The sequence below is a fragment of the Cohnella rhizosphaerae genome, from assembly GCF_029525575.1.
GTDB classification, from domain to species: Bacteria; Bacillota; Bacilli; order Paenibacillales; family Paenibacillaceae; genus Cohnella; species Cohnella rhizosphaerae.
In genome coordinates this window covers 127,975-142,661 of the sequence record NZ_JAPDIA010000008.1, presented here as the reverse complement: position 1 = coordinate 142,661, position 14,687 = coordinate 127,975, and the positions used below count along the sequence as shown (strand labels likewise).

The 14,687-nt window shown below is 62.4% G+C and carries 12 protein-coding genes and 6 pseudogenes; 1 reads left to right on the top strand and 17 read right to left on the bottom strand.

Annotation, left to right across the window (positions count from 1 at the left end):
• Positions 1-226 precede the first annotated feature (226 nt).
• From OMP40_RS23920 to spoVAC, 17 genes and pseudogenes are all read right to left on the bottom strand, one after another.
• A pseudogene (locus OMP40_RS23920) lies at positions 227-1,000 on the bottom strand (class I SAM-dependent DNA methyltransferase); the annotation flags it as partial.
• Between the two features lie 135 nt (positions 1,001-1,135).
• Positions 1,136-2,096, bottom strand: a pseudogene (locus OMP40_RS23915) (CvfB family protein).
• Positions 2,093-2,435: pseudogene (gene rsfS, locus OMP40_RS23910) on the bottom strand (ribosome silencing factor). The pseudogenes OMP40_RS23915 and rsfS overlap by 4 nt, the downstream one beginning before the upstream one ends.
• 13 nt (positions 2,436-2,448) lie before the next feature.
• Entirely contained in the window at positions 2,449-3,036 is a 588-nt protein-coding gene (gene yqeK / locus OMP40_RS23905; protein WP_277535170.1) for a bis(5'-nucleosyl)-tetraphosphatase (symmetrical) YqeK, read from the bottom strand.
• Entirely contained in the window at positions 3,014-3,625 is a 612-nt protein-coding gene (gene nadD, locus OMP40_RS23900) for a nicotinate-nucleotide adenylyltransferase (protein ID WP_277535169.1), read from the bottom strand. The genes yqeK and nadD overlap by 23 nt, the downstream gene beginning before the upstream one ends.
• Positions 3,626-3,638: 13 nt before the next feature.
• Positions 3,639-3,929 (bottom strand): ribosome assembly RNA-binding protein YhbY, encoded by a 291-nt coding sequence (yhbY, locus tag OMP40_RS23895; protein ID WP_277535168.1) that lies wholly within the window; start codon positions 3,927-3,929, stop codon positions 3,639-3,641.
• A 31-nt stretch (positions 3,930-3,960) separates the two neighbouring features.
• A pseudogene (locus tag OMP40_RS23890) lies at positions 3,961-4,816 on the bottom strand (shikimate dehydrogenase).
• 20 nt (positions 4,817-4,836) lie between these two features.
• A complete protein-coding gene (yqeH, locus tag OMP40_RS23885; protein WP_277537995.1) occupies positions 4,837-5,955 on the bottom strand; it encodes a ribosome biogenesis GTPase YqeH in 1,119 nt (372 codons plus the stop codon).
• 11 nt (positions 5,956-5,966) lie between these two features.
• The gene (locus tag OMP40_RS23880) at positions 5,967-6,491 is read right to left on the bottom strand and encodes a YqeG family HAD IIIA-type phosphatase (RefSeq protein WP_277535167.1); all 525 of its coding nucleotides are present in this window, start codon (positions 6,489-6,491) and stop codon (positions 5,967-5,969) included.
• Positions 6,492-6,596: 105 nt separating this feature from the next.
• Entirely contained in the window at positions 6,597-7,775 is a 1,179-nt protein-coding gene (locus OMP40_RS23875; RefSeq protein ID WP_277535164.1) for a DUF4129 domain-containing transglutaminase family protein, read from the bottom strand.
• On the bottom strand, positions 7,657-8,547 hold the full coding sequence (locus tag OMP40_RS23870) for a hypothetical protein (protein ID WP_277535163.1): 891 nt from the start codon (positions 8,545-8,547) through the stop codon (positions 7,657-7,659). The genes OMP40_RS23875 and OMP40_RS23870 overlap by 119 nt, the downstream gene beginning before the upstream one ends.
• A 297-nt stretch (positions 8,548-8,844) precedes the next feature.
• Complete coding sequence (locus tag OMP40_RS23865) at positions 8,845-9,294, bottom strand: DUF58 domain-containing protein (protein WP_277535161.1); 450 nt, start codon at positions 9,292-9,294, stop codon at positions 8,845-8,847.
• 46 nt (positions 9,295-9,340) lie between these two features.
• Positions 9,341-10,087, bottom strand: coding sequence for a DUF58 domain-containing protein (locus tag OMP40_RS43175; RefSeq protein WP_459076922.1), 747 nt, complete (start codon positions 10,085-10,087; stop codon positions 9,341-9,343).
• A gap of 2 nt (positions 10,088-10,089) precedes the next feature.
• Positions 10,090-11,044: pseudogene (locus OMP40_RS23855) on the bottom strand (AAA family ATPase).
• A gap of 283 nt (positions 11,045-11,327) precedes the next feature.
• Complete coding sequence (spoVAE, locus tag OMP40_RS23850; protein ID WP_277535158.1) at positions 11,328-11,678, bottom strand: stage V sporulation protein AE; 351 nt, start codon at positions 11,676-11,678, stop codon at positions 11,328-11,330.
• 23 nt (positions 11,679-11,701) lie between these two features.
• Entirely contained in the window at positions 11,702-12,706 is a 1,005-nt protein-coding gene (gene spoVAD / locus OMP40_RS23845; protein ID WP_277535156.1) for a stage V sporulation protein AD, read from the bottom strand.
• A pseudogene (gene spoVAC, locus OMP40_RS23840) lies at positions 12,706-13,201 on the bottom strand (stage V sporulation protein AC). The gene spoVAD and the pseudogene spoVAC overlap by 1 nt, the downstream one beginning before the upstream one ends.
• A gap of 212 nt (positions 13,202-13,413) precedes the next feature.
• On the opposite strand from spoVAC, the gene sigK reads away from it, so the two are divergent.
• The gene (gene sigK / locus OMP40_RS23835; protein WP_090114873.1) at positions 13,414-14,118 is read left to right on the top strand and encodes an RNA polymerase sporulation sigma factor SigK; all 705 of its coding nucleotides are present in this window, start codon (positions 13,414-13,416) and stop codon (positions 14,116-14,118) included.
• Positions 14,119-14,687: the final 569 nt, after the last annotated feature.

Here is a 14,687-nt window from a genome sequence, read left to right as displayed (position 1 = left end):
GTTCATATGCAAAGAGCGGTCCCTGTCGTCGATGACGAAGGGGACCGCTTTTTTTGCGAAAAAGATTCGAAGGACGAACGATAGCGCGCTTCGCCTTCTCGACGTCAGGCGATGAACGATGTGTTCCCCCCATCCGCCGCACGCTGCCCCCAATAAGAAAGAGACCGTCAGGCAAATGCCCGACGGTCCCTTTGCATTCCCGCTTTAAGCCGGGCGTCTCGCGACAAAAAAACAATCGTTCGCTGGACGCCGTAGGCGCGCTCCAGGAAAAGTCCGCGCAGCGGTGGAGCAGCTCGAAGCCAGTCTCCGCCAATCGCTCCGCGATCCAATCAGGCTCGTAGGCGCGCTGCACATGCCCCTCTTCGAACCGCCGGTACAAGCCTGCGCCGGCAGCGCCTTCTTCCCGCACGAAAAATGTGAGCTCGTGCTCCACCTCTTGGCGTTCGGGATCGTACTCGCACGTCCACAGGTAGGCGATATCCTTGTCGTCCAGCACGAACGGCTGCTCCTCCCCGTAACGGGCGAGCTGCGACGGCGCATGCACGTCGAAAAGGAACAACCCGCCGGGCCTGAGGCCGGCATACGTATGCTTGAACGAGGCGATGACGTCCTCGGGCTCCGTCAAATAATTCAAGCTGTCGCAAAACGACAGCACGCAGTCGACGTGCTCGGGAATCTCCCAATCGCGCATGTCTTGCTGCAGCCAGCGGATGCCGCCCTCCTCGCCGCCGGAGGCGCGTCCGATGCCGCGCTGAGGCACCGATTCCCACTTGGCGCGGGCGACGGACAGCATGTCCGCCGACAGGTCGATGCCGAATATGCGAAATCCGGATTTGGCAAGCGGGATGGCAATATTGCCGGTTCCGCAGCCCAAATCGACGACTGTCTTGGGCATGCCGTATTTTTCCCAGCATCCTCTGGCAAAACTCAGCCATTCCGGATACGGCATATCCTCCATCAGTCGGTCGTAAACCGAGGCGAACTCACGATAGCTGCGCATGGTTGTCTCCTCGTCGTCGGCCCCGGGAGCCGGTCGAACATAATCCCGGGGCCGGTTTTATTTCGTTGGCGCGGACGCCTTGGCGAAGCGAGTCGTCTGAAGCGGTCGCGACAGGCGGAATCGTCAGCGCCGCTCTCAGTCCGGCTCGTTCGCACCGGCGGAATTCTTATCGGGCGAAGCCCCCGCATCCTGCGCGCCGCTTTCGGCCGCCGCCAGCCGGGTCCAATTGCCGTCCTGCACGACGAGCCTGTCCTTCATCAGCTTGCCGAGCGCGCGCTTGAAGGCGGATTTGCTGAGCCCGAACCGCTTCTGGATGACGTCGGCTGGCGTCGAATCCGAATACGGCATCGCGCCGCCCGGCCTGGCCTGCAAAAAAGGCCAATATGCGGTCCGAGTCCTCCAGACGTCCGACCTCCTTGGCCGGCCGCATGGACAGCGTCACTCTGCCGTCGTCCCGCACCTGCGTCACGCGCGCGGTCGTCTTCTCCCCAAGCCGCAGCGGGTGGATCATGGATGCGTTCGGCAGGTAGCCGAGCGCCCCGTAACCGAGTACGCCGCCATTCGCCAGCATGAAAACGCCGTCCTTGTAGATGTCCGTCACCCAGCACTCCCGCTGCTCGTGGTGCCACGAGGACGGCGCGCGGAACACGACGCGCTCGTAATCCTCGATCTTGGCGAGCCGTGCGAGCATGCGTCCTTCCTTGTCGTGCTTCATAATGACATGAAGCTCGTCGCCCGGCTGCGGCCAGCGGTCGCGGTTGTCCGGCAGCTCCTTGATCGGCAGCAGCAGTTGACGTCCGATGCCGAGCTCCAGGAAGCAGCCGAACCGCGGATGAAAGTCGGCCATCGCGAGCCGGCCCATTTGCCCCAACTGCAGCAGCGGCCGACGGTTCGTCGCCGTCAAGCGGCCTTTGTCGTCATGGAAGAGGAAGACGTCCGCCGAATCGCCGACCGAAGGACGGTTGCCCGCCGCTTCGCCGTAAGGGAGCAGCACTTCGGGCGTATCCGCCGCCTCGTCTTCGGCCAGAAACCAGCCGTAAGGCGGAACCTCGCGCCGCACCAGCAGACTGACCGTCGTGCCGGCGGCGAGCGTCATGCGAATTCAACCGCCTTCGCGTCGGACCACAAGCGCTCGAGCGCATAATATTCGCGCTCGTCCCGGTGAAAGACGTGCGCCACGACGTCGCCCATGTCGATGAGCACCCATCTTGCCGTATCCATGCCTTCGATCCGGACGCGGGCGCCCGATTCCTCCGCGCGTTTCTTGATCTCGGTCGAGATCGATTGCACCTGCGTATCCGAATTGCCGTGGCAGATGACGAAGTAATCCGCTACCAGCGAGATATGCTGCAAATTAAGCGCCACGATGTCGTTCGCTTTTTTTATCGTCGGCCGCATCCACGACCTGCCTCATTAACTGTTCCGATTTTGCCATCGTTCAGCCTCCTTTAAGATTCGATCGTTGTGCCCGCCGCGCGGATTTCTCTGACCAGGTCGTTGCGCGCCAATACCGTCAGCGGGAAAACCGTTTTGCCTTTTTCCAATAAATGAACGATCGTCGAATCAAAACCCGCGACCAACGCTTCGTTAAGGCTCGTCTCGGCCAGCGCGCGAATTCGCTCCACGCCGGGAAACGCGCGGCTCGGCTCCATGTAATCCGCAAGACAGACGATGCGGTCCAGCAAAGTCATGTTCTCGCGTCCCGATGTATGATAACGTACGGCATCCAGCACTTCTTCATCCGCGATGCCCAGCTCCTCGCGGACCGCCCATGCCCCGACATGCGCATGCCATAGCTCCTTGTCGTACGCCAGCAGTTCGGGCGGAAGGCCTTGCTCGCGGATGATCCGCTCCATGCGGTCCGTCGGCCATGCCTTGGCATAATCGTGCAGCAGCGCGGCGAGCCAGGCTTTGTCCGGATCGCCGCCGAACCGCTGCGCCAGCATGAACGCCGTGTCGACGACGCCGGCGACATGCCGGTACCGCTTTTCGGGCATTTGGCGCTTGACGGCCTCAATCAATAGTTCGCGATCCATACAATCCCATCCTTTCGATCTCCGTCCTTACCCGCTCGGGCACCATGTACCGGATCGTTCGGCCTTCCGCGCAGCGCCGGCGGATATCCGTGGACGAGATCCCGATGCCCGGCATCTCCCCGCGCACGATCCGGCCCCGCAAGTAATCGGGAAGCGCAGGCTCAGCAACGGCAACCTCGCCGGCCGCTCCAGGACGCTCCAGCGCGATAAAGACGACAAGTTCCGCCAGCTCCTCGATGCGTCGCCAATGCGGCAGATCGTCCCGCATGTCGGAGCCGACGATCCAGTAAAACGAGACGTCGGGGTACCGTTCCCGCAATTCGAGCACGGTGTCGATCGTATACGAGGCGCCTTGCCGATCGAGCTCGGCGGCCTCCACCCGGAACGACGGATGCTCCGCGATCGCCGTCTCGACGAGCGCCCGGCGCTGCGCGCCCGAAGCCCCGGGCTGAGGCTTGTGGACCGGGACGGAGGTCGGGATGAACCAGACCTCGGACAGATCCGCCGCCTCGCGCGCCGCTTCGGCCGCGAGCAAATGGCCGATGTGTACGGGGTCGAACGTGCCGCCCATCAGCCCGATGCGTCTCATGCGCGTACCTCCCTTAAGGAAGCTCGATCTGCTTGTTGTCGCGCGATTCCTTGTAAAGCACGATCGTCTTGCCGATGACCTGCACGAGCTCCGCGCCGGAGCGATCGGACAGCTCCTTCGCGACTTCGTAACGGTCGTCGTCGTTGTTGTTCAGGATCGACACCTTGATCAGTTCGCGCACCTCGAGCGCTTCTTCGATATGGCGGATGAGATGGTCGTTCGTGCCGCCCTTGCCGACCTGGAAAATCGGGGTCAGGTGATGGGCCTCGGAACGCAAAAATCGTTTTTGTTTGCCGGTCAGCATGCGTAGTCCCTGCTCTCTGATAGATAAATGTTCAAACCTTCGCCGCTTCGGAAAAGGAAGCCAGCACCGCTTCGCGCATCGCCGCGGCCGGCGCGGGACGCCCCGTCCAATATTCGAACGCATAGGCGCCTTGGTAAACGAACATGCCGAGACCGCCGTGAATGCGGCAGCCCCGCCGCTGTGCGCCATGCAAAAAAAGCCGTCGTCAGCGGATTGTATATGAGATCGCTTGCGACCGCGCCGGGGCGAAGCCAGGACGGATCGGCGGGAATCGCTTCCGTCTGCGGGGACATCCCGACGGACGTCGTATTGATGACGATGTCCGCCGCTCCGCACGCCTCCGCCAGCAGATGCCAGGGCACGGACTTCAAGCGGCCGCCCGATTCGAACGCCGCCGCAAGCTCGTCCGCCCGCGCGTCGGTCCGGTTCGCGACGCGCACCTCGGCCGGCGATTCTCGCAGCAGCGCCCAGACGATGCCCCGCGCAGCGCCGCCGGCGCCCAGCACGAGCACGCGTTTGCCGGTCAGCTCCGGCTCCGCTTCTTCCTTCAGCGAACGAACGTAGCCGATGCCGTCCGTATTGTAGCCGGTGAGCCTGCCGCCCTCGTTAACGATCGTATTGACCGCGCCGATCGCTCTGGCGCTCTCGTCGATCTCGTCCAGATAATTCATGACTTCGATCTTGTGCGGGATCGTCACGTTCAGGCCTCGGAAGCCGAGCGCGCGAATGCCCCGGATCGCGTCGCCGAGCCGGTCGGGCGCCACGTGGAAGGCGCCGTAAGCGCCGTTCACGCCGCTCTCTTTAAACGCCCTGCCCAGCATAACGGGCGATCTGGAATGACGGATCGGGTCTCCGATGACGCCGTATAATATCGTATGACTGTCCATGCCGACGGCTTCCTCCCGACTTACAAAATGCAATCCCTGAGCAACACCTTGACGCCCTTGGGCGCATAGACGTCCACGACGGCGCCGGTCGAGCCGTTCGCCTTGATCCAGCCGAGCCCGGAAACGAATACATCCTTTGGCCCGCCTGGCGGAATGCGCAAATTATGCCGTACGAGCGGCGGCATGTCCGCCAGCTCTTCGCGGGAAGGCGGAGCCAGCATCTCGCCGCGATGGTTGTCGTACAGCTCGTCGGCCCGCTCCTGCTTGGTACGGTGAACGGGAATGCCGGACGACAGGTACGCTGTGAACGACTGGCGTTCGCCCGCCGTAAAGTCGAAACGGGCCAAGCCGCCGAAAAACAAAGTCTGCTTTTCGTAAAATTGATATGTCAACGGCTTAAGCGGTTTGTCCGGCAGCAGCGCGTGCAGCGTCTCGCGGGGTACGATCTCCGACAAGCGAGACTTGTACACGATGCCCGGCATGTCGATAATGCTGCGGCCGTCGTCCAGCGGTATGCTGATCGCATCCAGCGTCGTGCCCGGATAACGCGATACCGTCAATTCCCTGCGCAGGTCGCTGTAATCGGCGATGAGCCGATTGACGAGCGTGCTCTTCCCGACGTTGGTCGCGCCAACGACGTAGACGTCGCGGTCGCCCCGCAGTTGCCCGATCGCCTCGACGACCCGGTCGAAGCCGATGTTGCGGCGCGCGCTGCACAGTACTACGTCGACAACGCGCAGTCCGCCCGCCTTGGCTTGCTTCTGCACCCAGTTGCGCAGGCGGTTCCAGTTGGTCACCTTGGGCAGCAGGTCGATCTTGTTCACGACGAGCAGCACCGGGTTGTTGCCCACGAAGCGCTGCAGGCCCGAGATCATCGAGCCCTCGAAGTCGAACAGGTCGACGATGTGCACGACAAGACTGTTCGTCGAGCCGATGCCGCCGAGCAAACGCAAAAAATCGTCCTGATCGATGGCGACCGACGAGGCGTCGTTGTAATGTTTGATTCGGAAGCAGCGCTGGCAAATGATCGGCTCGCGCTCGCGCGCGGCTTCGGGCACGAAGCCGGGTCTCGCTGCGTTCTCGACCTGCAGCGCAACGCCGCAGCCCGCGCACTTTTTCGTATTCCAGTTATCCTCGATGGTCGGCAATGCTACTTGTCCCCCTTATCCGGCCACAAGCCCTGCTTGGTCAGCCTTGACAGCGCAATCTTTTCGATTCGGCGGTTCACCTTCGTGCCCCAGCCTTCCTCCGCTCGCGCGATCGGCGTCACGAGTATCGTATGGAGACCCATCCGGCGTCCGCCGAGCACGTCGGTCATCATCTGGTCGCCGACGACGACGGCCTGATCGGCCTTCAGCTCCAGCAGGCTTAGCGCCTGCCTGAACGCCTTGTTGAACGGCTTGCGCGCAGCGGGGATAAACGGAATGCCGAGCGGATCGGCGAACTTCGCCACGCGCGTCAGGTTGTTGTTCGACAAAATGACGACCTTGAACCCGAGCGACTTGACCTCGTCCAGCCAAGCGATCAGTTCGGGCGTCGCGAGCGCGGTTCGCGCGCTGACGAGCGTATTGTCCAGATCGGTAATGATGCCGCGTACGCCCATGCTAGCCAGCGACGCCAGATCTATATCGAAGACGGTGCCCACGAGTTGATGGGGCAGCAATCGTTCAAACATGACGCAGTGCTCCAGTCTTTATCGGATTGTTCAAAATATACCACACCCGTCCCGGCCTTGCAAAAGGGAGCGCCGCGGCGCGGCGCTCCCTTCGAACGCAAATAGCTAAAGGGACTTGCGGATCTTGTCGGCCATCGCGTTAAATTGCTCCACGTCTCCTTCGCCTCCGGCCTGTCCGCCGTAGCGGGCGGACTCGAACTTGCGCAGCACGCCTTCGAATTCGGGCTTCAGCGAGGCGAAACGTCCGCCCCAAGCGGTGAACGATTCGCGCAGCGTATCGTGCTGGCTGCGCTTCAGGCCGCGCCGGCCGAGGAACGCGATCAGGCGCTCCATCTCGCGCACGATCCGCTGGTTCGGCGTCGCGCCGCGGTAGCGGACGCGGCGCCATGCCGTCGCCGTCCAGTCGCGTCTGCGAACGAGCAGCGCGGCGGCGCCGACGACGAGCAGCGAGCCGCCCGTGATCGTCCAGGCCGCGGCGGACCAGCCGCCGCTTGGGGTAGCCGACTCGGTCTCTTCGGCGGCCCCGCCGTCGGCGTCGACCGGCAGATCCGGCGTCGCGACCGGTTCGGCTTGGGCGACCGGCTGCGGGACGCTGAAGCCGGCCGTCGGCTCGAACGGAACCCAGCCTACCCCTTCGAAGTACACCTCGGCCCAGGAATGGGCATCCGCGTTGCGGACCGTATACGTGCCGGCGCCGTTCGGATCGGGGACGTACCCGATCCCGTTGCGAATGCCTTCCTCGTCGATCCGGTTGGAGCCCGTGGCATACCCCTTGACCCAACGCGTCGGCAAGCCAAGGGAACGGGCGAGCACGACAAAAGCGGTCGAATAATAATCGCAGTACCCCTCTTTGATCTCGAACAGGAAGGCGTCGGCGATATCTTTGCTCTTCTGGAGGCTCAGGTCCGGCGTATTCGTGTAGGGATACGTATTTCTAAGGTAGCTCTCGAGCGACTTGGCGGCATCGTAATCGCTGCCCGCTTCCGCCGTTATCGCGGCTGCCAGCTCCGAAACCCGGCTCGGAACCTCGGGCAGCTGTTCGTAGGGGGCCAGGTCGAACGGCGCGTCGGCAGCCTTGGCCCGGGTCGTCCGCAGCTTGTCTTCGTCGATGACGATCATGTCGGAGACGACCGTGTAGGACTCCACCGCGGCGGAGCGCTGGAACTTAAGCTCCTGCTCTTCCTTGTTCCATGTCAGTCTGGCGTTGCCGTTCACCCCCTGCCATTCGGCAAGGCCGCCGATCGGACCCGCGCCGAACAGGACGGGAAGCCGGTCTTTGCGCAAAATATGGAACGTCTGCGTAACCTCTTTCGTTTCGATCCCCTCTAGCGTAGGTTTGTCCGCCGGCAATTCGTCTTCGCCAGGCGACGCGGGTGTCGTCGCCATGCCTTTGCGGTCGGTCCATCCCTGACCGGTATAGATCGCCTTCGTCTCGCCGCGCCAGTAGGCCTTCTGGCTCGTGTCCACCGTCATGACGGGCGAATAGTCGAATTCGAAGCCGCCGCCGATCTTGGCGTCGCTTCGTCCGTAGCCGGACTTGGACGAGGCCCCCCGAGCCCGTACCGTCGCTGTCGCCGCCGCCGATATAGCCGCCTTCGCCGGAAAACGCAGGCACTTCCTTGTTCCGGGCCTGGAGCCATAGCGTATATGGATCCTCCAGCAGCACGGGGGCGCGCGGAACCGCGATGCCCGCGAGCATGAGCAGCCCGATGACGATGACCGCCGGCACCGCGAGCTCGAACGGGCGCTCGGCAAGCGCGCTCCAGCTGTTGAAGTGCCGGTCTCTCAATTGCCTGAGATGCAGCACGACGAGCCATCCCAACCCTGCCACGACGGCCCAGGCGATATTCGTCCACAGCTCGAGCGGAAAAAAGGAATCGATGATGGCCAGCGTGGCGATCGACATTAGAATAAAGCCGATCGCCCTGATTTTGTTCGTGCCCAAGTACGCCATATAATGAATGATCAATACGACGCCTGCGGCGATCTCGAAAAACGGGTGAAGCGGCTTGCCGTTCGCGACCGCGAACGCGCGGAGCGCTTCCCATCCTTTCAAGCCGTCCGGCCAACCCGACCATACGTAGGGCGTAAAAAAGCAGGACGGCCGCGAGCACGGCCGCCATCTGCAGCGCGAACCTGAGCGCGAACGCCCGGCTGACCAGCAGCTCGATCGCAGCCGCCGCCGCAACGGAAGCATAGACGACCGCGTACGTTTCGGGCCACCAGTAATTTTTGAAAACCTGTATCAACTGCAGCACGATCACGATCACGAACAGCCGGTGAAGCCGCTCCAGCACGAGTCTCCGGAAATAGCCGCTCTCCGCCCGGCGACCTGCGTTTGCGATCATCGTATTCAAGCGGTGCCCGCCTCCAATGCCTTCGGAAGATCTTCCAGGCGCGTAATCGAGCAGAGCTCCCACTGCCTGCCGCGGAATGTCCGCGACCACTGCAGCAGACGCTCGGACGGATCAAGCTGCGGCGTCCGCTCCGCGATATGGATATGGCTGGGTCCCGTCCGTCTGGCCGACAGCCCCTCGAGCGCGAACAGCGTCTCGTCCTCCATGGACGGACTGACGAGCACGTAGCTCGCCCCGGCCTCGAACTTCTCCGCCGTCTTGCGGAGCGCGCGATCGAACGCCTCTTCTCCGTCCGCCTCGACGTCGATGAGATGCTCCATCAACAGCTCCCGGTTCACCGGCATCTTGCCCGCGCCGAACCAGGCCGTCTCCTTGCCCGCTGACACGAAGCCGACCGGCATGCCCCTTCGCAGCGCGAGATTCAGCAGCGAGGATGCCGTCGACACGGCCAGCTCGAACGACTCTGGGCTGCGGTACGCGCCGGCCCTTCGGTCAAGGACGATGACGAAGCGGGGCAGCGCCTCGCGTTCGAATTCCTTCGACTTCCACTCCCCCGGTCCGGGCGGTGGCGTTCCAGTGAATCCGCGACATGCGGTCGCCGTGGATATATTCCCGGACGCCGTCGATCTGCGTCGTCTCCCTTGCCCAGAGGGAGCTGGCGCGCTGCTCGATCTGGCCGGTGCGCGCCTTCCTCAGATGACGCCACTCCTGCAGCTCGACCGTTCGGGGAAGCACCATGATCTGCAGCTCTTCCCGGAATGCGCCCTGATGCTCGAACAGGCCGAAGATGTCCCGGGTCGAGCACTTCGTCTCCAAAAATTTGTAGCGTCCGCGCCGAAGCGGCGCGGATTCGTATTCGACCTGGCCCCGCCGCTTGTAATCGGGCACGAAGGACAGCTCGTACTCCTGGAGATCCGAGCCGCTTAAGCGAACCAGCCGTTCCCGCACGATGACGTAGGGCAGCGGCCAGAAGCCGGGGACATGCATCTGCAGGCGCACTTTGAGCCGGGAGCCGGCCGCATACAGGCCGTCTTGGCCCGAAGCCGCGCCGAGCGCGCGCTTGCCCTGGATGCCGCCGATGCCGCTCCATCGTCCTAGGAGCAAATACAGGCCGAGGCCGTTAATGATGACGAACAGCATCAGCGACGTTTTGCCGCCTTGAAAAACGACGAAAGATAAGGCCGCCAAATACAAGATTCCGCAAAACCAGCCGAAGCGCACCTGAGGCAGGCGCTTCATCCTCAGCGCTCCAGCGCCACCGGCACCGGCAGCTGCTTCAGGACTTCCTGCAGGACGCCTCCGGCCGTGGCGCCCTGCATGCGGGCTTCGGACCGAAGGTGGAGACGGTGCGCGAGAACGAACGGCGCGGATATCTTGATATCGTCCGGAATGACGTAACTGCGGTGCTGCAGGAAGGCGTATGCCTTGGCGCAGGCCGCGAGCGCCACCGACGCGCGGGGGCTGGCGCCGAGCAGCACCGAAGAATGCTTGCGCGTCGCGCGGATCAGCTGCACCAGATAGTCGGCCACGCCCCCCGTCCAGATGGCAGCCTGACGCGAGCCGCTGAATGCTCACGACTTCCTCCGCCGTGGCCACGGATTCAAGCTGGTCCGCCGCGCGCGACGTGCCGGGCTCTAGCACCAGCCTTTTCTCCGACTCCTCGTCCGGATAGCCGAGCGAGATCTTCATCAGGAAGCGGTCCAGCTGCGCCTCCGGCAGGTTGTAGGTGCCTTCGAACTCGATCGGGTTCTGCGTGGCGAACAAAATAAACGGCTGCGGCAGCGGGTAAGTGACGCCGTCGACGGACACGTGACGCTCCTCCATCGCTTCGAGCAGCGCGGACTGCGTCTTGGTCGTCGCGCGGTTGATCTCGTCGGCAAGCAGCAGGTTGGACATGACCGGCCCCGGCCTGAACACGAACTGCTCCTGCTTCGGATGATAAATGGACACGCCGGTGATGTCCGTGGGCAGCAGATCGGGATTGCACTGAATCCGGTGGAACGAACCGCCGATCGATCGGGCGAGCGCCTTGACGAGCTGCGTCTTGCCGGTGCCCGGCACGTCTTCGATCAACACGTGCCCTCCTGCGACCAGCGCGGTCAACAGCCAGGCGATCTCGTCTTTTTTTCCGTATATGCAAGATTCCATATTGCGTCTGATCGAATCTAACAACTGCATGGCGGTCTGCTGTTCCATTGAGGTCCCTCCTAATGGGATCTGGCGGTAGTCGGGCGCTACTCTACTATTATACTTGATGGGGATTCGGGACTACAATTTTGCAAAACTCCAAATAATCATAGAAAAAAAAGCCAATTCGCGCTAGGCGAACCGGCCGCTGGAAATGAGCTTGCGTGTTGGAAAACGGTACGGCGCGCGGCAAAACGCGCCCGCAAGCGAATCCCGCAGACTCGTCTTGCAGACGCGTTTGATCAAAACGACGCCCCGGCGCCCCCCACCTAAAATTTACCTAAATTGTCGCTCAGCCCTTCGGTTTGACCGCCAGCGCCGCCAAAAACGAGAAAATGATCGCCGCCGATATGCCGGCGCTCGTGATCTGGAAGATGCCTGTAATGATCCCGATCCACCCGACCTCCTGCAGCTCGCTCAGCGCGCCGTGGACGAGCGCGTTGCCGAAGCTGGTGATCGGGACGGTAGCGCCCGCCCCGGCGAAGTCGACGAGCGGATCGTACAGGCCGAGTCCGTCCAGCACCGCGCCCGCGACGACCAGCGCCGCCATCGTATGGGCGGGCGTCAGCTTGGCGACGTCGAAGAGCAGCTGGCCGACGACGCAGATCGCTCCGCCGATCACGAATGCCCACAAATATTGCATCGGTTAGTCCTCCTTCGGATCGATTAGCGTTCGATGGATACGGCGTGGGCAATGCAGGGAATGCTCTCGCCCTGCTGAAAGGAAAGCGGCGAGAGCAGCGCGCCCGTCGCCACGACGAGCAGCCGGTTCAGCTGTCCGCTCGCGAGCCGCTTGAGCAGGTGCCCGTATGCGACGGTCGCCGAGCAGGCGCACCCGCTGCCTCCCGCTTGAACCGTCTGCCGTGCGATATCGTAAACGAGCAGGCCGCAGTCATTGAACTGCGTCTCCGCGATCGGCACGCCGTGCCGCTTGAGCAGGTCCGCGGCGATCGGATGTCCGACCGACGCCAGGTCGCCGGTCACGATCATGTCGTAGTACCCCGGATCGCGCCCGGTCTCTTGCAGATGCGCCTGAATCGTGTCCACGGCGGCCGGCGCCATCGCCGAGCCCATGTCGAACGGGTCCTTAAGTCCAAGATCCATGATCCGTCCGACGGTGGCCGAGGTAATCCTAGGCCCGTCTCCCTCCGCCGCGACGACGGCGGCGCCGGCGCCCGTCACCGTATACTGCGCGGTCGGCGGCTTCTGGGAGCCGTATTCGGTCGGATAGCGGAACTGCTTTTCGGCCGTACAATTGTGGCTGCTGGTGCCCGCCATCGCGTAGCGCGCCGCTCCCGTCGACACCAGCAGCGCCGCCAGCGCGAGCGACTCCATCGAGGTCGAGCAGGCCCCGAACACGCCCAAGTATGGCGCGCCCAGCGTGCGGGCGGCGAACGTGCTGCTGATGATCTGATTGATCAGATCGCCGCCGACGTAAAAATTGATCTTGTCCTTCGACAGCGCCGCCTTGGATAAGGCGATGTCGGAGGCTTGCTCGAGCATGAGGCGCTCCGCCTTCTCCCAGCTCGGCTGCTGGATCGTCATGTCGGGGTGCACCAGGTCGAAATCGCCGCCGAGCGGACCTTCGCCCTCGTCGGGACCGACGACGGTGCCCGTGCCGACGATGACCGGGGGCTTGTCGAACATCCAGGTGCGCCTGCCCTGCAGCATCAGTGGCTCACCCCCAGGATCCAGTAGACGATCCCGACGAAAAACGCCGCGACGGTACCGAAAACGATGACGGAGCCCGCCAGCTTGAACATGTTGGCGCCGACGCCGTGCACGAGGCCCTCGCTGCGATGCTCGATCGCGGCCGAGCACATCGAATTGGCGAAGCCGGTGACGGGTACCGCCGTCCCCGCGCCTGCCCATTGCGCAAACTTGTCGTATACGCCAAGGCAGGTCAAAATGACCGAGATCAGGATCATGACCGCGACGGTCGGATTGCCCGCCTGCCTGCTCGACATGTCGAAGGCGGCCATAAAAAAAGCGTTGTACGCCTTCGCCGATCAAGCAGATCACCCCCCCGACCAAAAACGCGCGGACGCAATTGGCGAAAACGGGGCGGGAAGGCTGCCTGCTTTTCGCGAATTGCTGATATTCCTTGGGCGACATGGACAACGGCTTGTAAGAAGCGGGGCCTTTTCCGGCCTCTTTGGTCGCCATGGCTGCCATCCCCTTTCCGGTTCGGACTGTAGTCCCATTCATTATTTGCCGAGGGAGTGAAGGTTATGGATGGGAAAAGGTGGGGAGGATGGCTCCGAAGCGTTCGGAGGCGCCACGCTTTTTCCCCCTGACAGGCACGGATGGGCGTGGGCCCACATACAATGGTAATGGTCGCGCGTTAACCTGAAAGAACAACCGGAGGAGGCCGTCACGTGCCCGGATTCTTTACCTCGATTGCGCTCTTCATCAAGCAGCTTTCCCTGCTCGTCTCCTATGTCAAAAACAATGCTTTTCCCCAGCCCTTATCCGAGCAGGAAGAAAGCAAATACTTGGGACTCATGGCGGAAGGCGACGCCCGCGCGCGCAACCTGCTGATCGAGCACAATCTGCGGCTGGTCGCGCATATCGTCAAGAAGTTCGACAATACCGGCGAGGATCTCGAGGACCTGATCTCGATCGGCACGATCGGCCTTATCAAGGCGATCGAGAGCTTTCAGGTCGGAAAAGGCACGAAGCTCGCCACGTTCGCGGCGCGTTGTATCGAAAACGAAATTTTGATGCATCTGCGGTCGCTCAAAAAAACGCGCAAGGACGTGTCCCTTCACGATCCGATCGGAACCGATAAAGAAGGCAACGAAATTACGCTGCAGGACATTCTCGGCAGCGAGCCCGACGACGTCGTCGAGAAGGTACAGCTGAAAATCGAAAAAAGCAAAATCTATCAAAATCTCGACATCCTCGACGAGCGGGAGCAGGAGGTCATCCGGGGCCGGTTCGGCCTGGACGGCAAGGGCGGGGACGAACGCACCCAGCGCGAGATCGCGCGTGAGCTCGGGATCAGCCGAAGTTACGTGTCGCGCATCGAAAAGCGGGCGCTGATGAAGCTGTACCACGAGTTTTACAAAGCCAAAAAATAGCGCGCTTGCTTGATTTGCCTCGTCTCTAAGCAACGTGACAGAATGCGCTTGACGCAGAACAAATCCGCTCGGGCCAAGCGCCTCTGCGTCCCGGTAGTCCCATGTAGGAACAAATCCGCTCGGGCCAGGCGTCCCTGCGTCTCGGAAGTCCCATGTAGGAACAAATTCGCTCGGGCCAGGTTCCGCTGCGTCTCGGTAGTCCCATGTAGGAACAAATTCACTCGGGCCAAGCGTCGCTGCGTCTCGGTAGTCCCATGTAGGAACAAATCCGCTCGGGCCAAGCGTCGCTGCATCCCGGTAGTCCCATGTAGGAACAAATCCGCTCGGGCCAGGCTCCGCTGCATCTCGGTAGTCCCATATAGGAACAAATTCACTCGGGCCAGGTTCCGCTGCGTCTCGGTAGTCCCATATAGGAACAAATTCACTCGGGCCAAGCGTCGCTGCATCCCGGTAGTCCCATATATGAACAAATCCGCTCGGGTCAAGCGTCGCTGCGTCTCGGTAGTCCCATATAGGAAAAAATTCACTCGGGCCAAGCGTCGCTGCATCTCGGTAGTCCCATCTAGGAA